The organism is Microbacterium foliorum (assembly GCF_006385575.1).
Taxonomy (GTDB): domain Bacteria; phylum Actinomycetota; class Actinomycetes; order Actinomycetales; family Microbacteriaceae; genus Microbacterium; species Microbacterium foliorum_B.
Map to the genome: position 1 here is coordinate 3128428 of NZ_CP041040.1, position 20431 is coordinate 3148858.

At 67.2% G+C, this 20431-nt stretch carries 22 protein-coding genes; 6 read left to right on the forward strand and 16 right to left on the reverse strand.

Annotated features, from left to right (window positions below; all coding sequences use genetic code 11):
* Nucleotides 1-29: 29 nt before the first annotated feature.
* On the reverse strand, nt 30-1496 hold the full coding sequence (locus tag FIV50_RS15185; RefSeq protein ID WP_140038151.1) for a carboxylesterase/lipase family protein: 1467 nt from the start codon (nt 1494-1496) through the stop codon (nt 30-32).
* A 122-nt stretch (nt 1497-1618) separates the two neighbouring features.
* Between FIV50_RS15185 and FIV50_RS15190 the strand changes: the two genes are divergently transcribed.
* On the forward strand, nt 1619-2164 hold the full coding sequence (locus tag FIV50_RS15190; RefSeq protein WP_140038152.1) for a hypothetical protein: 546 nt from the start codon (nt 1619-1621) through the stop codon (nt 2162-2164).
* Between the two features lie 182 nt (nt 2165-2346).
* Here FIV50_RS15190 and FIV50_RS15195 read toward each other — a convergent pair whose 3' ends face one another.
* The 5 genes from FIV50_RS15195 to FIV50_RS15215 all read right to left on the reverse strand — a co-directional run bounded on the left by FIV50_RS15195 (nt 2347) and on the right by FIV50_RS15215 (nt 7079).
* Nucleotides 2347-3336, reverse strand: a complete 990-nt coding sequence (locus FIV50_RS15195; RefSeq protein WP_140038153.1) for a DNA-methyltransferase — start codon at nt 3334-3336, stop codon at nt 2347-2349.
* Nucleotides 3333-4382, reverse strand: coding sequence for a lipoate--protein ligase family protein (locus tag FIV50_RS15200; RefSeq protein WP_140038154.1), 1050 nt, complete (start codon nt 4380-4382; stop codon nt 3333-3335). The genes FIV50_RS15195 and FIV50_RS15200 overlap by 4 nt, the downstream gene beginning before the upstream one ends.
* Before the next feature lie 49 nt (nt 4383-4431).
* Nucleotides 4432-5169 (reverse strand): DUF1684 domain-containing protein, encoded by a 738-nt coding sequence (locus tag FIV50_RS15205; protein WP_140038155.1) that lies wholly within the window; start codon nt 5167-5169, stop codon nt 4432-4434.
* A gap of 262 nt (nt 5170-5431) precedes the next feature.
* On the reverse strand, nt 5432-6286 hold the full coding sequence (locus FIV50_RS15210) for an alpha/beta fold hydrolase (RefSeq protein ID WP_140038156.1): 855 nt from the start codon (nt 6284-6286) through the stop codon (nt 5432-5434).
* 55 nt (nt 6287-6341) lie between these two features.
* Nucleotides 6342-7079 carry a copper homeostasis protein CutC gene (locus FIV50_RS15215; RefSeq protein ID WP_140038157.1) on the reverse strand — a complete coding sequence of 246 codons (738 nt, stop codon included), beginning with the start codon at nt 7077-7079 and terminating at the stop codon, nt 6342-6344.
* Between the two features lie 81 nt (nt 7080-7160).
* Here FIV50_RS15215 and FIV50_RS15220 point away from each other — a divergent pair, with 81 nt between their 5' ends.
* The 3 genes from FIV50_RS15220 to FIV50_RS15230 all read left to right on the forward strand — a co-directional run bounded on the left by FIV50_RS15220 (nt 7161) and on the right by FIV50_RS15230 (nt 9455).
* Nucleotides 7161-7601, forward strand: a complete 441-nt coding sequence (locus FIV50_RS15220) for a MarR family winged helix-turn-helix transcriptional regulator (RefSeq protein WP_140038158.1) — start codon at nt 7161-7163, stop codon at nt 7599-7601.
* Nucleotides 7602-7606: 5 nt separating this feature from the next.
* Nucleotides 7607-8953, forward strand: a complete 1347-nt coding sequence (locus tag FIV50_RS15225; protein ID WP_140038820.1) for an MFS transporter — start codon at nt 7607-7609, stop codon at nt 8951-8953.
* A gap of 73 nt (nt 8954-9026) precedes the next feature.
* Nucleotides 9027-9455 carry a hypothetical protein gene (locus tag FIV50_RS15230; protein ID WP_140038159.1) on the forward strand — a complete coding sequence of 143 codons (429 nt, stop codon included), beginning with the start codon at nt 9027-9029 and terminating at the stop codon, nt 9453-9455.
* 94 nt (nt 9456-9549) lie between these two features.
* Here the strand turns inward: FIV50_RS15230 and FIV50_RS15235 are convergent, their stop codons facing one another.
* The 7 genes from FIV50_RS15235 to FIV50_RS15265 are packed head-to-tail and all read right to left on the reverse strand — an operon-like array spanning nt 9550 to nt 15397.
* Entirely contained in the window at nt 9550-10851 is a 1302-nt protein-coding gene (locus tag FIV50_RS15235) for a flavin-containing monooxygenase (RefSeq protein ID WP_140038160.1), read from the reverse strand.
* A gap of 50 nt (nt 10852-10901) precedes the next feature.
* Nucleotides 10902-11546, reverse strand: coding sequence for an amino acid ABC transporter permease (locus FIV50_RS15240; protein ID WP_140038161.1), 645 nt, complete (start codon nt 11544-11546; stop codon nt 10902-10904).
* Nucleotides 11546-12187, reverse strand: a complete 642-nt coding sequence (locus tag FIV50_RS15245) for an amino acid ABC transporter permease (protein ID WP_140038162.1) — start codon at nt 12185-12187, stop codon at nt 11546-11548. Before FIV50_RS15245 ends, FIV50_RS15240 begins: the two co-directional genes overlap by 1 nt.
* Nucleotide 12188: 1 nt before the next feature.
* The gene (locus FIV50_RS15250) at nt 12189-12974 is read right to left on the reverse strand and encodes an amino acid ABC transporter ATP-binding protein (RefSeq protein ID WP_140038163.1); all 786 of its coding nucleotides are present in this window, start codon (nt 12972-12974) and stop codon (nt 12189-12191) included.
* Between the two features lie 51 nt (nt 12975-13025).
* The gene (locus FIV50_RS15255; protein WP_140038164.1) at nt 13026-13898 is read right to left on the reverse strand and encodes a substrate-binding periplasmic protein; all 873 of its coding nucleotides are present in this window, start codon (nt 13896-13898) and stop codon (nt 13026-13028) included.
* 57 nt (nt 13899-13955) lie between these two features.
* Nucleotides 13956-14684 (reverse strand): SDR family NAD(P)-dependent oxidoreductase, encoded by a 729-nt coding sequence (locus FIV50_RS15260; protein WP_140038165.1) that lies wholly within the window; start codon nt 14682-14684, stop codon nt 13956-13958.
* Entirely contained in the window at nt 14681-15397 is a 717-nt protein-coding gene (locus tag FIV50_RS15265) for an SDR family NAD(P)-dependent oxidoreductase (protein ID WP_140038166.1), read from the reverse strand. Before FIV50_RS15265 ends, FIV50_RS15260 begins: the two co-directional genes overlap by 4 nt.
* A gap of 113 nt (nt 15398-15510) precedes the next feature.
* Here FIV50_RS15265 and FIV50_RS15270 point away from each other — a divergent pair, with 113 nt between their 5' ends.
* Together FIV50_RS15270 and FIV50_RS15275 are read left to right on the forward strand one after the other, a co-directional pair.
* A complete protein-coding gene (locus FIV50_RS15270) occupies nt 15511-16437 on the forward strand; it encodes a LysR family transcriptional regulator (RefSeq protein ID WP_140038167.1) in 927 nt (308 codons plus the stop codon).
* Between the two features lie 205 nt (nt 16438-16642).
* Nucleotides 16643-16936, forward strand: coding sequence for a hypothetical protein (locus FIV50_RS15275; protein WP_140038168.1), 294 nt, complete (start codon nt 16643-16645; stop codon nt 16934-16936).
* 112 nt (nt 16937-17048) lie between these two features.
* On the opposite strand, the gene FIV50_RS15280 is transcribed toward FIV50_RS15275, so the two are convergent.
* The 3 genes from FIV50_RS15280 to FIV50_RS15290 form a co-directional block, all read right to left on the reverse strand.
* Complete coding sequence (locus tag FIV50_RS15280) at nt 17049-18191, reverse strand: glycerate kinase (RefSeq protein WP_219846221.1); 1143 nt, start codon at nt 18189-18191, stop codon at nt 17049-17051.
* Nucleotides 18188-19282 carry a tartrate dehydrogenase gene (locus tag FIV50_RS15285; RefSeq protein ID WP_140038169.1) on the reverse strand — a complete coding sequence of 365 codons (1095 nt, stop codon included), beginning with the start codon at nt 19280-19282 and terminating at the stop codon, nt 18188-18190. Before FIV50_RS15285 ends, FIV50_RS15280 begins: the two co-directional genes overlap by 4 nt.
* Before the next feature lie 119 nt (nt 19283-19401).
* Nucleotides 19402-20415 (reverse strand): LysR family transcriptional regulator, encoded by a 1014-nt coding sequence (locus tag FIV50_RS15290; RefSeq protein ID WP_258184300.1) that lies wholly within the window; start codon nt 20413-20415, stop codon nt 19402-19404.
* Between the last annotated feature and the right edge of the window lie 16 nt (nt 20416-20431).

A 20431-nucleotide genomic window follows, 5' to 3' on the forward strand; every position in this document is an offset into this window, starting at 1 on the left:
CTGCTTCCGCACCACGATGCTCGCTCGTCTCAGAGCAGCGCCCGCGCCGACGCATACGCATCGGCGACGTCGCGGCTGGGTCGGTCGTAGACTCGCACGATCCCGGCATCCCCCTCGTGCCTCGTCCACCCTGGGTCGCCCGTGGTGACGAACGCGACGGCAGCGCCGTGCACCTCGTCGGCGAGTTCCTGCGGCGGATTCGGGCCGGCCAGCGGCTCCATCGCCGGGGCGTCGAGGCAGTCGAAGAAGAACGGCACGTCGAGGCAGTGCTCGGCGAAGCCGAAGTGACCGGACGGCCACGAGAACCGGTAGAGCCAGGTGGGCGCGTCGCCACGGTCGGCCGCGATGCGGGGAACCGAGGCGCGGAACATCCGGTCGGTGACCACACGCCCTGCGAGACGAGCCTTGCCGAGACGCGCGACGTCGGCGTTCGCGTCGAGGTATTCCGCGCGGGTGCTCCCCCGCAGCCCGAGCCTGCTCAGGAGCATGCCCTTTGGCACCCAGCGCAGGGCCTTCCCCGCGGCACCCTCGAACGCCATCGTGAACTCGTCGTCCGCGGCTCCGATCACGAGTGGCTTGTCGGCACCGACACCGGCACGCAGCGACTCACGGGTCGACCGCGGCAGCAGGTCTCCGTCGATCGTCGGGCCCAGCGGAAGCCCTTCGTCGATCATCGTCGCCATCGACGACGGACCGAGCTGGGTCGCCTTCTTCTGCAGAGTGAGCAGACGATCCTCGCTCACCGTCGACAGACCGGCCACGGTCGGAGCCACTCCCGCCGAGGCGGCGAGCGCCCGCCCGAACTTCTCGGCCCGAGATTCCGCGACATCGCCGAGAGCCCCAGAGATCGCGTAGACGCCGTGGAACAGGTGCTGCGCCTTCTCCATCCCGAGCAGGGTGAGCACCGCTCCGCCTCCCGCGGACTGCCCGGCGATGATCACGCGACCGGGGTCTCCGCCGAACGCGGCGATGTTCTGCTGCACCCATTCGAGCGCCAGCATCCAGTCGCGCACGCCGCGGTTCGACGGCGCATCCTCGATCCAGCCGAACCCGTCGAAACCGAGCCGGTACGAGATCGACACGGTGACGACGCCGTCGCGGTTGAAGTTGCGGCCGTCGTACCAGGGGCTCGCCGGGGAGCCGGCGAAGTAGCCGCCGCCATGGATCCAGACGAGCACGGGCAGAGCGGATGCCGTGAGGCCGGGCGTGAAGACGTTGACGTTCAACGTCGAGTCGCCCTCGACGCTCGGCTCGGGGATCAGCGTGACACCGGGGTCGCCCCGCTGCGCGGTCGCCGCGAACTCGAGCGCGTCGCGCACTCCGTCCCACGGCGCCTTCGGCATCGGCGCCTGGAAGCGCAGGTCACCGATCGGCGCCTCAGCGAACGGGATGCCGAGAAAGGCCGCCGATCGCGGCGCCCCTCGCCCTCCCGTGGTCGGGCGCCACCGCCCTCGAACCCGGCCTGCGGCGGTCTGCACCTCGACGTACTCGGTCATGGCTCTCACACTCTCACGCCGAGGCATTTTCCTGCCGACACTACGGCGCGGGCCGCGCAGTGACGACGATCCTCGGCTCCACGTATCCGGCCTGCTGCAGCTCGTCGCCTAGTGTCGAGGTCATGGCCCACCCCCGCGTCTACTTCTCTGCTCTCAAGAGCGAGGCCGAGTTCCTCGCCGACTACGACCCATCGCTCGCGACGTGGGCCGACCAGGACGGATCGACGCTGCTCATGCGAGCGCTGCGCAACGGCGATCCCGCCAGCCGGGTCGCGATCGTCACGCGACTGCTCGACGACGGTGCCGACGCCAGCGCCGCGACCGCGAGTCATGTGAATGCGTTGCATGTACTGCTGAGCGCGACGGCCCACGACTTCAGTGCCGAGGCGCCTCTGCTCGCCCGCCTGCTCGATGAAGGCGCCGACATCAACGCTGACAGCGGCAGCCGATGGGGCACGCCACTGCAGACACTCAGTCGCACTTTCAAGTTCTCTGACGAGGCTCTCGCTCCGTTCTACGACGTCTTGTTTGCGCGCCCCGATCTCGACGTGACCACCGCGAGCAGTGTGGGACGCAGCGTCACCGAGAGCGCCCAGGCCGCCATCAGGCGCCGCGCCGACCTCCTGGCGCGCTGCCACGCGCACACGAACCAGCACGGACCGCACTGACGGAAGCTCCGCAGCGGATCACCAGTCGGAATTCTCGCGCAGACACCGCTCGTTCTCGCGAACGAACAGCTCGTTCCCCGACCCGGCACCCGCCTTCACGAGGATCTGATTCCCGATGCGCGTGAGGTCTGAAGCTCCTTCGAGGTCGTCAGCCAGACGGGGTCCGATCACGCACATGAGCACTACGCCCCGACGCGCGAGACCACGGCGTGCGGCATCCGCTCGGTCATGACGCGCACCGCCTCGGGGTTGTCGTCGACGAGCACGGCATCGCGCCCGAGCGCCGAGGCCACGGCCCCCGTCGTGCCGCTGCCGGCGAAGAGGTCGAGCACCCGGTCGCCCGGGCGGCTGGATGCCCTGACGATGCGTCGCAGGATGCCCTCGGGCTTCTGCGTGGGGTATCCGGTCTTCTCGCGGCCGGTCGTCGGCACGATCGTGTGCCACCACACGTCGGTGGGCAGCTTGCCGCGGGCGGCCTTCTCAGGTGTGACGAGACCCGGCGCCATGTAGGGCTCACGGTCGATGTCGTCGGCGTTGAACACGTACTCGCGCGGGTTCTTGACGTACACGAGGATCGTGTCGTGCTTGGTGGGCCAGCGGCGGCGCGACTTCGCGCCGTAGTCGTAGGCCCAGATGAGCTCGTTGAGGAAGCAGTCGCGCCCGAACACCGCGTCGAGCATGACCTTGGCGTAGTGCGCCTCGCGGTAGTCGAGGTGCAGATAGAGGGTGCCGTCGTCGGCGAGCAGCCGCCACGCCTCCTCGAGCCGCGGCATCAGAAAGGCGCCGTAGTCGTCGAAGCGGTCGTCGTAGGTGCGCAGCATGCCGCGCACCCGCTCATACGCGTGGCCGTGGAACCCGTGCCGCACCTCGGCACCCGGGGGCGCCGGTTCGGTATTCAGCAGGATCGGGTCGGCTGCGGCATCCGACCCGCGGGAATCCGGGGGCGCGACCCCGACCGCGTCGGGTTCATGCTGAGTTGTGAACGTGCGGCGGGCAGTGACCACCTGCCGCTCCTGCGTCCGCCCCGTGTTGAACGGCGGATCGAGGTAGACGAGCGTGAAAGACGCCGACGGCAGAGTCGCCGTGACCGCCAGGTTGTCGCCCTGGATGATCGAGACGTCACCGCGGACGACGGGAGCGACAGACCCCGGGTCAGGCGACGGGTCAGTCACGGAACCCGATGCAGCCACGTGTCCGTGGCGAACTTCGACTCGACCAGCGCCTCGGCATCCGCGTACTCGTCGGCACTGATCGCGCCGTCTTCCGCCGACGTGAGCGAGCGGAACGTGTCTTTGAAGCGCTCGATGATCTCGGCCCGCGCGAGGCCGGTCTGGCTGCGCAGCGGATCGACCCGCTTCGCCGCCGAGGTGGTTCCCTTGTCGCTGAGCTTCTCGCGCCCGATGCGCAGCACCTCGGTCATCATCTGACCGTCGATGTCGTACGAGAGGGTCGCGTGGTGCAGCACTCCCCCGTTGGCGAGGCGCTTCTGCGCAGCTCCGCCGATCTTGCCCGACGAGCTGGCGATGTCGTTGAGCGGCTGGTAGATCGCGTCGATGCCGAGCGAGCGCAGCGCCTGCAGCACCCAGTCGTCGAGAAAGGCATAGGAGTCGGCGAAGGTCATGCCCTGCACGAGCGACGCCGGCACGTAGAGCGAGTACGTGATGATCTGCCCCGCGGCCATGAGCATCGCCCCGCCGCCCGAGATGCGGCGCACGACGTCGAAGCCGTGCCGGGCAGCACCCTCGGGGTCTACCTCGTTGCGGTACGACTGGAACGATCCGATGACGACGGCCGACTGGTCCCACTCCCAGATGCGCAGGGTCGGGCGGCGCCGCCCCTCACCGACCCGAGAGGTGAGCACCTCGTCGAGCGCGAGGTTCATGCGCGGCGAGACCGCCTTCTCGTGCACGATCTCCCAGTCGAAGTCATTCCACCCGGGAGCCGTGACGAGTGCGCGACGCACGGCGGTGCCGACGGCTTCGGGAGTGAACCCGAGCAGCTGTGCCCCCTCGGGCAGAGCCCCGCGCACTGCTGCGGCGATCGCCGTGGCATCCGTCTCGACCGGCAGACCGGTGACCCCCTCGTTGATGTCGTCGAGTGCCGTGTCGGGTTCGAGGAAGAAGTCGCCGGCGAGCCGGAATCGGGCGATCCTGCCGTCTTCGACTTCGAGGTCGACGACGACGAGCTTTCCTCCTGGAACCTTGAATTCACCGTGCACGTTTACAGCTTAAGGCGAGGCCGTCGCCCAGGCGCGGTGCGGCGCGGATTCAGCGACCGAGCACGACCGCCCGCTCACCCGCACGGATCGGCGCCGAGAAGCGGTTGCCCGGCGGCGGCTGGGGGCACACGTACTGATCGGAGAAGGCGCACGGAGGCAGATACGCGCGATTGAAGTCGATGACCACGGAGCCGTCGGATGCCGGTTCTTCGACGGGCAGAAAGCGGAAGCGATAGGTCTCGGTGCCGTTGGTGCCGTCGGCGAAGACCGCGCTCAGGCCGCCCTGGGGTGTGCGCGTCGCGGCGAGCGTCACCGCGACGCCGTCGAGCCTGAACCGCAGCCGTCCGGCGAGGTCGGACTCGTGCGAGCGGCCGTCGATCGAGGCCACGGTGATCGTCTCGCCCGGCGTGGGCTCGAACTCCGCGTCGATGCGCCATCCCTTGCGAGGCGGATACGCGTCGATCGCGCTGAACCGCTCTCGCTCCGGCCGCCTCGGGTTGAACACCCGCAGCGCGACATCGCCGCGTCTGTCGAACACGCGCAACTCACGGCGTCCGAGACGCAGCGTGTCACGGCCCCTCAGCGTGACGACCGACCCGGCGGTGCCGAGATCGCTGCCGCGGATTCCCCCGTCTCCCGTGAGCGCCCAGAGTCCTGGCACCCCGTCGACGGCGGCGGGCTCGGTGATGAGCCAGTTCGTCGACTCGAGCGCGGCCGGGCCGTACTCGGCGCCGGCATAGCGCTCTCGTGACTCATGCCATGCACGCCACTCGTCTTCGAAACCCACCCCGCACCTCCCTCTCGCCGCGAATCTATGCGGAGGGAAGGACGATATGCCGAGATGGCGTCACGTGGATTCACCCGCTGTAACGCGGGTTCATCGTGCGTAACACTCGGACGCGCTCGAACGCCCCCGGTCGTTGAGCGAGGACGGCGAAGCCGACCGAGACGAAACGCAGTGAGCCGATCCCGCGCACTCGCCACGTTTCGTCTCGCTGCTTCGCTGCTCGCTCAACGACCGGACAGAAGCCCGCTCCGCCGTGCGCGGCTCAGCGCGGGGGGATGCGAGTGTCGAGCCACGACAGGATGTCGGCCCGCACCTCGTCCTGCTGCAGCTCGTTGAAGATCTCGTGACGCGCATCGGCGTAGACCAGCGTGGTGATGTCGGTGAGCCCCGACCGAGTGCGGTACTCGTCGGCGAGCTTGTGCACGCTGCGGGGTCCGCCGACCGGGTCGTCGCGGCCGACGAGCAGCAGCAGCGGAATGTCGCGGCCGAGATCCTTGCGCGGGCGGCCATAGAGCTTGGCCGCTTCGACGGGTCCGAACAGCTTGAGAAGAGGCTGGTCCGTAGTGAGCGGATCCTCGTCGAACGAGGTCCACACGGCGGGGTCGCGACTCAGCCATTCGAGGCCGGTGGCGTCGTCGGCCGCCCAGCGCGCGTTGAGCGGCGCGGCGTTGAGCGAACCTGGTGTGCGCAGAGCCGACCCCGAGAGGATCACGGCGTCCCACGCCTCGGGGTGGTCGTTCACGAGCATCTGCGCGAGGAACGAGCCCCACGAGTGTCCGAGCAGCACGAGCGGCAGGTCGGGGTGCTCATCCTTGATGATGCCGGTGAGCTTCCAGATCGCGGCCTGCGCCGCACGCAGTCCGCCCTTGCCGAGGCGGCCGAGCTTCTCGGGTCCGCCGTGCTGACGGATGCCGGTGCGACCGTGCCCGCGGTGATCGTCGGCGTAGACGATGAATCCGGCCCCGGTCAGCGCAGTGATCAGCGCCCCGTAGCGGCCGGCGTGCTCGCCCACACCGTGCAGCAGCTGCACGACTCCTCGCGCATCACCCACCGCGGGGTGCACGTCGTAGACGATGGCGATGCCGTCGGCATCCGTGAATTCGCGCGTATCGGTCACGCCCCCACCCTACTGAGAGTGCGAGACATACGTCAGGGCGGCTGCGCGATCCGCCTCAGCTCGACAGCGCTGCGACGACGCCCTGCGCGATCTCGAGGTCGGTGACCTCGTATCCGCCGACGCCGTCCGAGGCCGACCCCATGCGCACGCCGCCGTCTTCGCTCACCGTGCGCTTCGCGGAGAAGTGCAGGGCGTCGACACCGGCGGCGGCGAGGGCGGCGGCGCTGGCGGCATCCACTCCGCTGCCCGCCATGATCTCGATCTCGCCGGCGGCCTCGGCGACGAGCGCGCGCAGCGTGTCGATGCCGTCGATCGCGACCGAGGCGCCACCCGAGGTGAGCACCCGGCGCAGGCCGAGATCCCGGGCGGCGACGAGCGTCGCGACCGGGTCGGGGGTCACGTCGATAGCTCGGTGCAGGGTGACGGATGCCCCGTCGGCGGCGTCGCGCAGTCGCCGCATGGCCGGGATGTCGAGCAGCCCCTCATCGTTGAGAGCACCGATCACGACACCGTCGGCGCCCGCTTCGATCGCACGGCGGACGTCGCTCTCGGCGATCGTGATCTCGTCGGCGGAGTAGCGGAATCCGCCGGCTCGGGGCCGGACGAGCACATGCACCTCGATCCCGACGGCACGCGCCGCGTCGATCGACAGGTCGAGGGTCGCCGGCGACGGGGTGAGTCCGCCGAGCGGCAGGGCCTGTGCGAGTTCGACACGCGCGGCGCCGACCGCTCCGGCGATGCGCACTCCAGTGGGGTCCTGCACGGCGATCTCGAGAGCGACGGGTCGGGTCATGCGTCCATTCTGGCCTGTCGGCGGCGGCCGATCTGACGCGCGCTTCCCATCGTCCGACAAATTACTTAGACTGTCTAAGTAATGTCTGCGACCGATGAATCCCTCCAGCTCACCGCGACAGACCTGCGCATGGCGACGTTCCGACTCGCACGGCGCCTCCGCTCGGCCCGTGCCGTCGACGCGATGAGCGACGCGCAGCTCGCGGTGCTCGCGACGCTGCGCATGCACGGGCGCCGCACGATCACCGCTCTCGCCGAGCGCGAGCGGGTCACCGCGCCGTCGATGACGAGCATGATCAACGGGCTCGAGGAGCAGGGTTTCGTGCTTCGCACTCCGGATGCCGAAGACCGCCGTCGCGTGCAGGTCGACATCACCGAAGCGGGCACCGAGATCGTCGCCCAGACGATCCGCCGCCGGGACGAGCTGCTCGCCGAGATGCTCGGCGAACTGGACTTCACGGAGGAGGAGCTGACGACGCTGCGAGAAGCGAGCGCCCTGATGCGAAAGGTGGTCGACCGATGAGCGCGATGTTCCGTTCCTTCTCGAACATCAATTACCGCATCTGGTTCGTCGGAGCCCTGGTCTCGAACATCGGCGGCTGGATGCAGGCGACCGCCCAGGACTGGGTCGTGCTCACCGAGCTCACCGACAACGACGCCGCCGCCATGGGATTCACCATGGCGCTGCAGTTCGGTCCACCGCTCGTGCTCGTGAGCCTCACCGGATGGGTCGCCGACCGCTTCGAACGCCGCCGCATCCTGCTCGCCACCCAGAGCGCCCTGCTGATGCTGGCCATCGCCGTCGGCGTGCTGCTGCTGAACGGCGTGATGACGCTGCCGATGATGTTCTGCTTCGCCGCCGCGTTCGGTGTCGTCAACGCCTTCGACGCGCCCGCGCGGCAGGCCTTCGTCTCCGACATGGTCTCCGCCGGCGACACGTCGAACGCGGTCGCCCTCAACTCAGCATCCTTCAACCTCGCCCGCATGATCGGCCCCGCGGTCGGAGGTCTGCTGATCGTCGCGATCGGATCGGGCTGGGTGTTCATCGCGAATGCCGTCACGTTCCTCGCGATGCTGGTCGCGCTGCTCCTGCTGCGCACCGGCCAGTTGGCGCCGCGGCTCAAGAACCGCCGCCCCGGCGGGCTCGCCGAAGGCTTCCGCTATGTGTGGGGGCGCAGCGACCTGCGTGTGGTCTTCGTGACGGTCTTCCTGATCGGCGCCTTCGGCATGAACTTCCCGATCTTCGCGTCGACCATGGCGCTGGAATTCGGGGCGGGAGCCGACGGCTACGGTGTGCTGAGCTCGGTGCTCGCGATCGGTTCGCTCGCCGGCGCACTGCTGGCCGCTCGACGCGACCGCGCCAGGGTGCGCGTCGTGATCCTCGCGGCCGGTGGCTTCGGCATCGCGGCCTTCATATCGGCGGCGATGCCGACATACATCTCCTATGCCGTCACCCTCACGTTCACTGGCTTCATGATCGTCACACTGCTGACGACCGCGAACGGCTACGTGCAGATGACGACGGCGCCTGCTCTCCGCGGCCGCGTGCTCGCGCTCTACATGGCGGTCATCATGGGGTCGACTCCGGTCGGAGCCCCCATCGCCGGGTGGGTCGCCGACACGTTCGGCCCTCGCAGCGCGATCATGCTCGGCGGCACCGCCGGGTTCGTGGCCTGCGCGATCGGCGCGATCTGGGTCTTCACTTCCGGTCGTCTGCACCGGTCCGAGAACAGCCGCTTCCTGATGACGCTCGACGAGACCAGGCCGCTGAACGTCATCGACGAGGCTGAAATCCTCGACGATAAGGCCGACCCCGCGGAATTCAGCGACGAGGTCGCCGCCACGACGCCGATCCGGACGGCGAAGAAGGACTGACCGCGTTCTGAGAGCGTGGATGCGGTTTGTCAATGCCCTCCACGCATGGCCGGGGCAGACGTACGTTCACCGCATGGACCAGAACACAGGACGCACCCCGCACGCCGAAGAGCCCGCTGAGGGTTCGCCCGCACAGAACCCCGAGCACAACACCGCTCCGGACGGACAGGCCTCGACCGAACGCGACGAGCTGCACGGAAACGCTCAGGGCTCAGCGCAGGGCGGCGCGATCCAGGGCGACAGCTCGCACGGTGATGCAGCCCGAGGTGCCATCCAGGGCGAGGCGGAAGACGGCAACGCTCAGGGCGCGGCGCAGGGCGGCGCGATCCAGGGCGACAGCTCGCACGGCGAATCGCCGCGCGGTGCCATCCAGGGCGACGCGAGCCCCGACCGCGATGCGGCGCTCGGCGGCGACGAGCACACCGAAGAGCAGCTGACCTCCGACAACGAGGTCGAGCAGGACACCCTGCGCTCACTCGACCCGAACGACACCCCGGCCTGAGCGGCGGAACCCTCGCTCTCTGCACAGGTGAAGGACTGAGGGCGAGGAAGCACTCCCTCGCCCTCAGTCCCGAGAACCAGGTGTCAGACGCCTGTCACGCGTTCGCCGACTCGCGCGCCGGGGCGGTTCGTGCCGCGACGAATGCATCCAGCAGTCGAGCGGTGTCGTCGAGCTGCTCGTTCCAGATCGCACGCACGATGTCGATGCGGTGCTCTGCATCCTGCAACCCGCCCAGGTACTCGGCGATACCTGCGAAGCCTGCGGGATCCGCCTCGTGCAGAGCGATCAGGCGGATGGCGAGCTTGGCCTGCACCCCGTAGACGGGGATCTGCGGGCCTCGAGGCGCGGCCATCCCGATGTAGTAGAGCTTCTCGAGCCCCTTGGGAACCACGCCGCCCGCATACCGGAGAGGTGCACCGAACTGACGTTCGACGAGTTCGTCGGCGAGGAACGGAAGGCTCGAGTGAAACCCGGTGGCCCAGAGGATCGTGTCGTACTCGCTCGAGGTGCCGTCTGAGAAGTACACCATCTTGCCCGCGATCCGATCGATTCCGGGCCTGATCTTCACGCGACCGTGCTGCAGCCAATACAGAAGCAACGTGTTGACGACCGTGCTTCCCTCGGCGAGGGTGCGGTGCTGGGGTACGGGCAGCCCCGGGTAGTCCTTGGCCTCGCCGATGACGATGCGTGCGAGCAGACGGGAGATGAGGTCCTGCTCGTCCGGGGCGAACTCGGCCATCCACTCGACCTCCTGGCGCGGAACACCGAAGTAGGACTTCGGCTGGAAGTACGTTCCCTCACGGATGACCATGTCGACGTCATACCGATGCTGCGCGGCATCCACGGCGAGATCGCAGCCCGAGTTCCCTGCTCCGACGACCAGCACACGACGGCCTTCGATGTCCTCCGTGTTGCGGTACGAGCCGGAGTGCACCTGTGCGCCGGTGAAGTCCGATGCGATGGCCGGGACCTTCTGGTCCCACAGGTGACCGTTGGCGACGAGCACGCCGTCGTAGTCGATGCTCTCGCCGGTGTCGAGGGTGACGGTCCATCCCCCAGAGCCGACCGGGCCGTCAGCTGCGATCGGGACGACGGAGATCACCGCGGTGTTGAAGCGGATGATGTCGTAGTGGCCGTGGTGGCGGGCATACGACTCGAGGTACTCGCGCACCTGATCGCGGCGGGGGAAGTGCGGATAGTCGGCCGGCATGGTGAAGTCTTCGAAGTGAGTCATGTCCCGAGACGTGATGAGGTGCAGGGCGTCGTAGTCGGTGTGCCAGTGACCTCCCACCCGGTCGGTCTTCTCGAAGCAGTCGACGTCGTAGCCGGCCTGCCGCAGCTGCTGGAGTGCCGAGATGCCGGCAGCACCGGCTCCGATGACGCAGTAGCGAGTCATATCTGTTCTTCCTTCGTGGGAGTGGGTGGCGTGAGAGTGGCGAAGGCGGGTCATACGGCTCCGCGATCGAGTCGATGCTCGACGAAGACCGACAGCCATGTCGCGGGCACCGCGATCGCCGCATAGATGAGGCCCGTGATGAGGTAGACCGTGAGGTACTCGAACGTGATGTTGCTCATCTGGTACGCGCGGCTCATGAGCTCGTTCACCGAGATCGAGTAGGCGAGAGACGTCGCCTGGAATGACATGATGGCGAGTCCCATGAGCGCCGGTATCGCAGAGCGCATGCCCTGCGGGAGCACGATCCGCACGAACGATGTGAGACGCGGCAGACCCAGCGCGGACGACGCCTCGATCTGCCCACGGGGAACGGATTGGATGCCTGCGCGGAAGACCTCAGACGAATACGCCGCGGCGGTGAAGGTGAGCCCCAGCACGGCTGCGACGAAGTTCTCGAACAGCACACCCAGAGCCGGCAGCCCGAAGTAGACGATGTAGAGCACGACCAGGGCGGGGATGCCGCGGCCGATCTCGACCACGACGAGCGCGGGCCAACGCAGCCATGGCCGCACCGAGGTGACCCCGAGGGCGAAGACGAGTCCGAGCGCATAGCCGAACACGACCGAGAGCGCTGTCAGCTGCAGGCTGACGACGAGCCCTTCACCGAGGGTGGGGAGGTAGTCGACGATGTCCATCACTGTGCCTTCCGGAGTCGGCTGTCGATTCGTCGCGCGAGGATCGCGACGGGAACGCTGACGATGAGGTAGACGGCCGCCGCGACGAAGAACGGCAGGATGCCTGCGGAGGCGGGGTTCTGACGAGCGAACATGTTCGCCGCGAAGACCATGTCGGCGACCCCGATCGTCGAGGCGATCGAGGAGTCCTTGAGCAGGGACAGCAGGTAGGTCGTGATCGAGGGCATCGCTGTCCTCAGCGCCTGCGGGGCGAGGATCCGTCCGAAGGTCGTTCGGGAGTCCAGCCCGAGTGCGGCGGCCGCCTCAGACTGCCCCCTCGGCAGTGTCGCGAAGCCGCCGCGATAGATCTCGGCGAGGTAGGCGCTCGCGATGATCCCGAGGCCGAGCACCGCGGCCGAGAGGGAATCGAAGCGCACCGTGCCGATCTGCACCCCGAAGTAGATGAGGAAGAGCCACACGATGGGTGGGATGCCTCGGATGAGGTCGACGATGAACCGGATGAGCAGTCTCAGCGGCCGCCATCGAGCCCGCAGGCCCAGCATGATCGGGAACCCGAGCAGCGCACCGATCACGAACGCGAGGACCGTGACGAGCAGGGTCATCGGCAGTCCGAGGAGCACAGCGAGGATGACGTCGCCCATGTCAGCGCTCCAGGACGGCACTGAGGAAGCGCCGGGTGCGTTCCTCGCGAGGGGAGGCCATGATCTCGGCGGGATTCCCCTGCTCGATGATGTGCCCCTCCGCCATGACCACGAGATGGTCGCCGACATCGCGGGCGAACTGCATCTCGTGCGTCACGACGATCATGGTCATGCCGGCGTCGGCGAGTTCACGCATGACCGCCAGAACCTCGATGCCCACCTCGGGATCGAGCGCGCTGGTCGGCTCGTCGAAGAGCATGACGCGGGGGTTCAAGGCGAGCGCGCGGACGATGGCGATGCGCTGCTGCTGACCTCCCGAACAGCGCCCTGGATGCTGCAGCGCCTTCTCTTTGAGGCCGACGCGCTCGAGCAGGGTCATCGCTCGCTCTTCGGCTTCCGCCCGACTGCGACCCAGGATCTTCTCCTGCGGGAAGGCGATGTTGCGCAGCACCGTGTAGTGAGGAAAGAGATTGAACGACTGGAATACCATGCCGACCTGGCGGCGCAGGGCGAGAAGATCACGGTCCCTGATGGGCGTCCCGGCGTCGATGGTCTGCGTACCTACCGTGACGCTGCCCGCGTCGGGGGTCTCGAGCAGATTGACGCACCGCAGCAGGGTGCTCTTGCCTGATCCGGAAGGGCCGATGAGAGCGGTGACGCTTCCGGGCTTGACGGACATGGAGATGTCGTCGAGCACGAGGTTGTCGCCGAAGCTCTTGGACAGGTGCGAGATCTCGACACCGGCGTGGGCCAGTTCGTTGCTCTGGGTGATGAGTCCGGGGTTCATGAGAGTCCTCCATGGGCCGGACGCCGACCGAGATCGGCGTCCGGCCGAGTGTCAGCGGATCGAGGTGGCGGCGACGTCAGTCGGAACGAGCAGGCTCGCGGGCAGGTCGTAGTCGGCGAGGATCTTCTCGAGAGTGCCGTCCTCGCGGAACCCGTCGATGTGCTCGCTGATCGCGTCGGCGAGGTCGGTGTTCTCCTTGGCGATCGGGAACGCGATGATCGGCTTCGACGTCGTGATGGCGATGCGGTCGTCCACCTCTGCGGGCTCGACGATGAAGTCGGTGTCTGCGTACGCGACCGTGGCGACGGCATACCCGTCGAGGGCTGCCTGGATACGACCGCTCACGAGATCCTGCTTCGTCTCGACGGTTCCGGGGTAGGTCTTGAGCTCGCTGCCGAGGACCGCACTCATGTCGGCCTCCCAGGAGAACCCCGCGACGCTGCCGACGGCGCCGATCTCCTCGAGGTCTTCGACAGTGGTGACGCCCTCCTTCGAGATGATCCCCATCGAGTCGTAGAAGGTGGGAGCGGTGAATCCGACCTGCTCGGCGCGCGCCTCGGTCACATACCATCCGCCCGTGATGAGATCGGTCTTCTTCTGCTCGCTGATCATCGGGATGCCGTTGGCATAGGTGATCGGCACGACCGCGACATCGAGGCACTCTGCGGCGGCGATCTTCTTGATGACGTCGATCTCGAGACCCGCGGCGTCGGCGCCCTTCGTCTGGGTGTACGGGAGGTTCTCGGGCACGCCCACGGTCAGGGTGCCCTCGGTGTAGGTCGTCAGCCCGTCGTGCGCGGGCGTGCAGTCATCGGCGACGCTCGAGTCGGTCGAGGCGGAGACGCAGCCGGCCAGAGCAGCGACGGCGACGCCGATACCGGCCAGCATGGCGAGCGGACGGTGGAGTGTGGATCGGGTGTTCATGATGCTTCTCTCTGTCTGTGCGGGATGGTGCGCGCTGAGCGGACGCGGGGTGAGCGGTCACACAGCGGTCAGGCCGCCGTCGATGGTGAAGACGGAGCCGGTGACGAAGGATGATGCGGGTGAGATCAGGTAGTCGACGAGCGGCGAGATCTCGTCAGGGCGTGCACGCCGACCGAGCGGGGCGGAGCTGCTGCTGCCGCCCGACGGCTCATCGTCGTTCATCGAGGTCGCGACGCCACCGGGGCAGATGACGTTGACGCGGACGAGCGGCGCCAGCTCTACTGCTGCGACTCGGGAGAGCGCCACCACGGCGGCTTTCGACGCGGCATAAGCGCCATAGCCCGCTGATCCGACGAGAGCGGCGGTGGAGGCGACGTTGAGGATGGCGCCGCCGCCCGCGGCACCGATGAGGGGACCGATGGTGCGGATGCCGAGAAACGTCCCGTGCACGTTGATCCGCTCATGGAGCGTCCACTCGTCGAGTGAGGTGTCGCGGATCTCTGCGTGACGGAGGATCCCGGCGTTGTTGATCAGCGCGCGGACGCGGATGCGATCCGCTGTCAGGCTCTCGCCCAGGTGCGCCCAGGCCGCCTCGTCGGACACATCGAGGTGTCGATACTCCGCATCGGCTCCGGAAGCGCGCAGTACGGCGGCCATCTGCTCGCCCGGCTCATCGAGAACATCCGTCAGGATCACGCGTGTGCCGTGGCGCGCGAGGTGTGATGCGTGCGCCGCTCCCTGTCCACGCGCGGCGCCCGTGATGATGACGGTGTTCTTGGCGTTCACCGGATGACGTCCCCACCCGAGAGCACGATGGTCTCACCGGTCATGAAGGCGACGTGCGCTTTGGAGGAGAGGAGCCACACCCATTCGGCGATCTCGTCGGGCTGTGCCACACGTCCGAGCGGTATGCCGGCAGCTGCCGCCTCCATCCGTCCGGTCGCCGCATTGCCCGGCGTCGCGACCCAGCCCGGCGCGATGCCGTTGACGCGGATGCCTTCCGACGCGAGTTCGAGAGCGAGCGACTTGGTGAGCATCACCACAGCAGCCTTCGACGCGCCGTAGAACAGCTGCCCGGGTGAGACCACGAATGCATCGACCGAGGCGAAGTTGACGACTGCGGCGCCCGCCGCCATGCGGGGCCGCGCAGCGGCGATGACGTTCACGACGCCGAGGACGTTCACATCGAAGATGCGCCGATAGATCGCCTCGTCGTATGAATCGATGGTCGTTGGCGGGTACACGCCGGCGATGTTGGCGACGGCATCGATCGTGTCGCCGGGAGAGAGCACCTCGTCGATCGCCCGCACGACGTCCTCGCGCGAGCGAACGTCTGCCACGACCGGCAGGAAGCGGCCGTCGTGCGGCGCATCGACTGTTCCCGCGACGATGTCGATGCCGACGACCGTCCAGCCGTTGCGGAGGAAGAGGGACGCCGTGGCGAGCCCCATTCCCGATGCGGCGCCGGTGACGACGACGGTTCCTGTTGTGCCCTGCATATCTCGCTGACCTCCGTGAGTGGTGTTAGGAATCAGTGCACCAGGAGCGGTAGAACAGGGCAATGCTTGGTATGGGATGGTAGACATAGGCTCAGCCTTGAGAAAGGACTTCCATGGCCCTCCCGACCATTCGCCAACTCGAGTACTTCGTGTCTGCCGCTCGCGTGGGAACGTTCGCGGGCGCCGCCGCGGAGAATCACATCGCGCAGCCCAGCCTGTCCGAGCAGATCAGCGTGCTCGAGAGAACGCTCGAGGTCGCACTCTTCACGCGCACGTCACGTCGGTTGCTACTCACCGACGCGGGCAAACAGCTGCTCCCCCGAGCCGAGCGAGTGCTCGCGGACATGCGCGAGTTCGCCGAGTGGAGCCGTCGCGTGCGGTCGATCGAAGAGGGCACCGTGTCGTTCGGCACCTTCAACAGCGCACACCTCTACCTGCTGACGGAACTCATCCGCGAGTTCCATCGCCAGTACCCCGGTGTGCGAATCGAGGTCGTCGGGCTCAACTCGTCCGAGGTCGCGGATCGCGTGCGCAACGGCGAACTCGAAGCGGGGCTCGTACAGCTTCCGATCGATGACCGAGAACTCGAAGTGACGCCCTCGGTCTTCCGCGATCAGGTCGTCTACGTCTCGAAGAACCCTGATCACACTCGGAATCCTGTCGACATCGCATCGCTCGGTGATCGACCGCTCATCCTGTCTGAGGCTCGCTGGTCGCACGACGATCCGCTGCGGGTGTCGCTGACCGAGATCGCGCAACGCGACGGCGTGGTGATCCGTCCAATCGTCGAGGTCGAGTTCCATACGCACTCGCTCGAGCTCGCCGCGGAAGGCGTGGGAGACACACTCGTGTCGTATCACGTCGGCAAGAACCTGATGGAGTCGCGAGGCCTCACCTGGGCACCACTGGACCCGCCGATCGTGGAGCACTATGCCTTCATCACCCGTCGGAACGGGGCGATCTCGCCGGCGACCGCGCAGTTCATGCGCTTGGCCCACCGGATTCTCCAGTCGATAGCGACAGACGCGCCGTTCTCCTAGCCGTACAGGTGGCCTGTATGACGAAGGCGGAGGATGCCGCCGTGGACTGCTCGCTCTTCGTGCCTGCGAGTGCGTTCGTCACTCAGTGATGCCGGGCATGACGACGCGAGATCCGCGGGTGCTGGTTGCCATGAGGCGCTCATGCGCGACAGGTATCCTTCACGGCATCGCACATAGCGGAGCGGACCGCATCGAAAGGCTCACCGTGGACGTCATCTCGTGGTTCTGGCACCCTATGGCTCTGTACGTGGGGTTCCTGTTCCTCTGCTTCGTCGGCGCCGTCACCGTGTTCGCCCTGATCCTCCGCGGGAGCAACGCGAAGCCCTCGGCGCTCTCCGGCGAGGAGCCGGGCACCCCGCCGAGCTACGGGCCGCCGCCGCCGTACGGGTACCCCGCTGCGCGCGCGCCCGGTCCCGCGCATCTCGCACCTGGACAGCTGCCGACTGCACCGCAGGCGGGCGGGCATGTCGTGCCGTTCCATTTCGGCGGCCGGAACTGACCTGGAACTCAGAAGACCGCGCTCGACTACCTCACCGGAACGGCGAATGAATTCAGCGTCGCCAGCGACATCGTCCGACCCCTGCGACGGATGCTGATCAGCTGAACCCGGGTCAGCTGGCGTCCTCGAAGATTCGAGTGCCGATGCGCCTGAGGAGCTCGCGCGAGAGTGCCGCATCGGATCGGGTGTCAATGTTGGTCATCGCGGCCAGCGTGTGGACCTCTCGGATACCCAAACACTCGGCCTCATCGTGGGAGAGTTCGCTTCGGCCAGCCACAGCGATCACGGGCCGACCGTGTGCGCGGCGCGCGACGGCCGCAATCAACTTGCCCTGGGAGGTCTGCGCGTCGAGCGAGCCTTCGCCCGTGACGATGAGGTCGCTCGCGCTCACCATGGTGTCGTAGTCGAGAAGGTCCAGGAAGAGGTCCGCCCCTGATACCAGGTCGCCGCCCAGCAGAGCGAGAGCGAACCCGATGCCTCCCGCGCTGCCCGCACCGGAGACACCTGCGAGGTTCTCGGCGTCGCTGAAGCCTGCCGCGCTCAGCAGTTCGACCAGGTGCGTGAGGTTGCGCTCGAGTACAGCGACCTCGTCCTCGTCGGCACCCTTCTGGGGCGCGAAGACCGACGCTGCCCCATCCACCCCGAGCAGTGGATTGCGGACATCGCAGGCCGCGACTATTTCAACGTTCTGCAACGGCATGAGCCCGGCTACGTCGATGTGATCCACTTCCGCGAGACTGCCTCCCGTAGGAATCATCGACCTCCCGTCGTGGGTGACGAATCGCAACCCAAGGGCCGACAGCATCCCCGCCCCGCCATCGGTGCTGGCGCTCCCGCCGAGGGCGATGATGATCCGCGATGCGCCGGCGTTCAGCGCGGTGAGGATGGCATCTCCGACTCCGTGGCTCGTAGATCCGGTAGCGTCTCGCCGGCCACCGAGCATTGCAAGCCCGCTGACCGCGGCGACCTCGACCACCGCCGTTGTTTCGCTGAACGCGATGGTCGAGGTCGCCGGCTGCCCGTCTGGCCCAGTAACGACGGTCGGGAGAGGGGTGAAACCTGCGCGGATCGCCGCAGCGACGCTACCGTCGCCTCCATCGGCGAGCGGTAGCGTCTGGACGCGGACGCCGTCCCGCGGAACATCGACTGCGCCCCGACAGAGAGTGATTCCCTCGGCGAGTGCGTCCGCGACCTCTGCTGCGGTCAGAGAGCCCTTGAACTTGTCCGGCGCGACGAGGACGCGCAGCTGATTCACCGGACGAGTGCCGGCCGGAGGGCGTCGACGATTGCGTCCGTGATCTCGTCAGTCGTGGCGTTCCCGCCGATGTCACGAGTCAGGTGCCCGGCGCCGGTCGTCGCCTCGACCGCAGCTTCGATCTGTCGGGCCTGCTCGTGGAGCCCGAAGTGATCGAGCATCAGCGCTGCGCTGGCAATCGCGCCGATAGGGTTCGAGATGCCCAGCCCCGCGATGTCGGGTGCGGAGCCATGCACCGGTTCGAACATGCTCGGGAAGCGGCGCTCAGGGTTGAGGTTCGCGCTGGCAGCGAGCCCGAGACTGCCAGCGAGGGCTGAGCCGAGATCGGACAGGATGTCGGCATTGAGGTTGGATGCGACGACGACGGAGAGGTCCTCGGGGCGGAGGACGAACTTGGCGCTCATCGCATCCACCAGCACGCTCTCGGTCTCGACATCGGGGTAATCGACCGCAACTCGCTTGAAAACGTCGTCCCACAGGACCATTCCGTACTGCTGCGCGTTGGACTTCGTGACGCTGGATACCTTCTTCACCGGACGCGTACGCGCCAGATCGAACGCGAAGCGCATGATTCGCTCGCACCCCTTTTCAGTGAACAGGGCCGTCTGGAGCGCGACCTCATTGCCGGGTCCGCGTCCGCTCAGATTGCGCCCGCCGAGACCGGCGTACTCGCCCTCGCTGTTCTCTCGGACCACCACCCAGTCGAGCTCGGTCGTGTCGGCCTTGCGGAGCGGGCTCGTGACACCGGGCAGGAACTTCACGGGGCGAACGTTCGCCCACTGGTCAAAGTTCTGCGTGATGTTCAGGCGCAGTCCCCACAGGCTGACGTGGTCCGGCACGTTCTCCCAGCCCACGGCACCGAAATAGATGGCGTCGAAGTCCTTGAGCTGCGCCAGACCGTCATCGGCCATCATCTTGCCGGTCTCGGCGTAGTAGGCGCTCCCCCAAGGGAACTCGGTCCATTCGAACGCGAAAGCGCCCTCGGATGCGGCGGCGAGCGTGTCGAGCACGCGGCGGCCGGCGGCGACGACATCCTTGCCGACACCGTCAGCGGGGATGGACGCGATCTTGAAGGTCTTCTCGGCAGCCATGGCTTCTCCTCAGTGAGAGTCGGGGGCCGCGTCCTGCATCGCGCGGCCTCTTCATCCATTAGGGCTTACGTCGAACGATTAGTCCAAGACATAAGATCAATGGCTCGAATAGGCGCGGCCTATGAATCGTGGGTGGCCGCATACTCTTTCGCGATCTCGAGAAAGGCTGACGCTGCCGGGGTCGGCTGCTCGGACCGCGCAACGGCCGCGACATGCAGCTGTGAGACCGGCTGAATCGTGAGCGTGCGCATCCCCCACAGGGCGGCTGAGTCTGCCCATGATGACGGCATGACGGCGTGGCCGACACCGCTGTGCACGAGTGGCAGGATCGACGTGCGGTGCGCGACCTCGACGACCACAGAGGCGTCGACCCCTGTCGCCAGGGCGTCGTCCACCATCGACCGCATCAACGAGCCTCGTGGCGAGGCAATCAATCGCGAGCCGCCCAGTTCCGACGCGTCGACTGTCGTTCCGTCGCCGAAGTGGTCGTCAGCGGGGTTCACGATCAGGATGAGCGGCTGCCGTTCCAGCGGGATCGACACAAGACCGGGGGTGAGAGTCGGGGCGGATGTGCCCACGAGTCCGATCTCGGCCGTACCACTGCGGACGGCATTGATTACTTCCTCAGCCGTGAACGCGCCATCAACGTGGACAGTGAGCTCCGGATAACGGACGCAGAACGCGGCCACCATGGAGGTAAGGGGCTCAATCCCGGGCGATGGCATCGAACTGATATCGACGTGCCCGCTGCGCAACCCTCGGACGGCGTTCATGGCCGCGGCCGCGCTGTCCAGTTCGCGAATGACACGCCGCGCCGGTCCCACAAGATCCTCGCCGGCAGGACTCAGCCGGGTTCGTCGCCCCGACCTATGGAAGAGCGTGACGCCCAACTCTCGTTCGAGCGTCGCAATCGACTGCGATAGGGAGGGCTGTGCTACATGGATATGCTCCGCCGCTTTGCCGAACCCGCCGTGGTCGACAATGGCAAGGAAGTAACCGAGTTGTCGCGCGTCCAAGGCGTCTTCTCCTTCACAATCGAGACATGATGGCGTGAAGCATTCATAGGCGAAACCTATCAGGGCCAACGTATCTGCGTCTTGGACGTGGTACTTGAGCGTCGACAGAGTGGTCATGGACGACGACCGAAGG

Coding starts and splice junctions, on each gene's coding strand:
- FIV50_RS15185 (WP_140038151.1), bottom strand. CDS start 1,496: ATGACCGAGTACGTCGAGGTGCAGACCGCCGCAGGCCGGGTTCGAGGG.
- FIV50_RS15240 (WP_140038161.1), bottom strand. CDS start 11,546: ATGGACATCGTCGACTACCTCCCCACCCTCGGTGAAGGGCTCGTCGTC.
- FIV50_RS15190 (WP_140038152.1), top strand. CDS start 1,619: ATGGCCCACCCCCGCGTCTACTTCTCTGCTCTCAAGAGCGAGGCCGAG.
- FIV50_RS15235 (WP_140038160.1), bottom strand. CDS start 10,851: ATGACTCGCTACTGCGTCATCGGAGCCGGTGCTGCCGGCATCTCGGCA.
- FIV50_RS15285 (WP_140038169.1), bottom strand. CDS start 19,282: ATGGCTGCCGAGAAGACCTTCAAGATCGCGTCCATCCCCGCTGACGGT.
- FIV50_RS15265 (WP_140038166.1), bottom strand. CDS start 15,397: ATGCAGGGCACAACAGGAACCGTCGTCGTCACCGGCGCCGCATCGGGA.
- FIV50_RS15230 (WP_140038159.1), top strand. CDS start 9,027: ATGGACCAGAACACAGGACGCACCCCGCACGCCGAAGAGCCCGCTGAG.
- FIV50_RS15220 (WP_140038158.1), top strand. CDS start 7,161: ATGTCTGCGACCGATGAATCCCTCCAGCTCACCGCGACAGACCTGCGC.
- FIV50_RS15245 (WP_140038162.1), bottom strand. CDS start 12,187: ATGGGCGACGTCATCCTCGCTGTGCTCCTCGGACTGCCGATGACCCTG.
- FIV50_RS15215 (WP_140038157.1), bottom strand. CDS start 7,079: ATGACCCGACCCGTCGCTCTCGAGATCGCCGTGCAGGACCCCACTGGA.
- FIV50_RS15270 (WP_140038167.1), top strand. CDS start 15,511: ATGGCCCTCCCGACCATTCGCCAACTCGAGTACTTCGTGTCTGCCGCT.
- FIV50_RS15290 (WP_258184300.1), bottom strand. CDS start 20,415: ATGACCACTCTGTCGACGCTCAAGTACCACGTCCAAGACGCAGATACG.
- FIV50_RS15255 (WP_140038164.1), bottom strand. CDS start 13,898: ATGAACACCCGATCCACACTCCACCGTCCGCTCGCCATGCTGGCCGGT.
- FIV50_RS15250 (WP_140038163.1), bottom strand. CDS start 12,974: ATGAACCCCGGACTCATCACCCAGAGCAACGAACTGGCCCACGCCGGT.
- FIV50_RS15225 (WP_140038820.1), top strand. CDS start 7,607: ATGTTCCGTTCCTTCTCGAACATCAATTACCGCATCTGGTTCGTCGGA.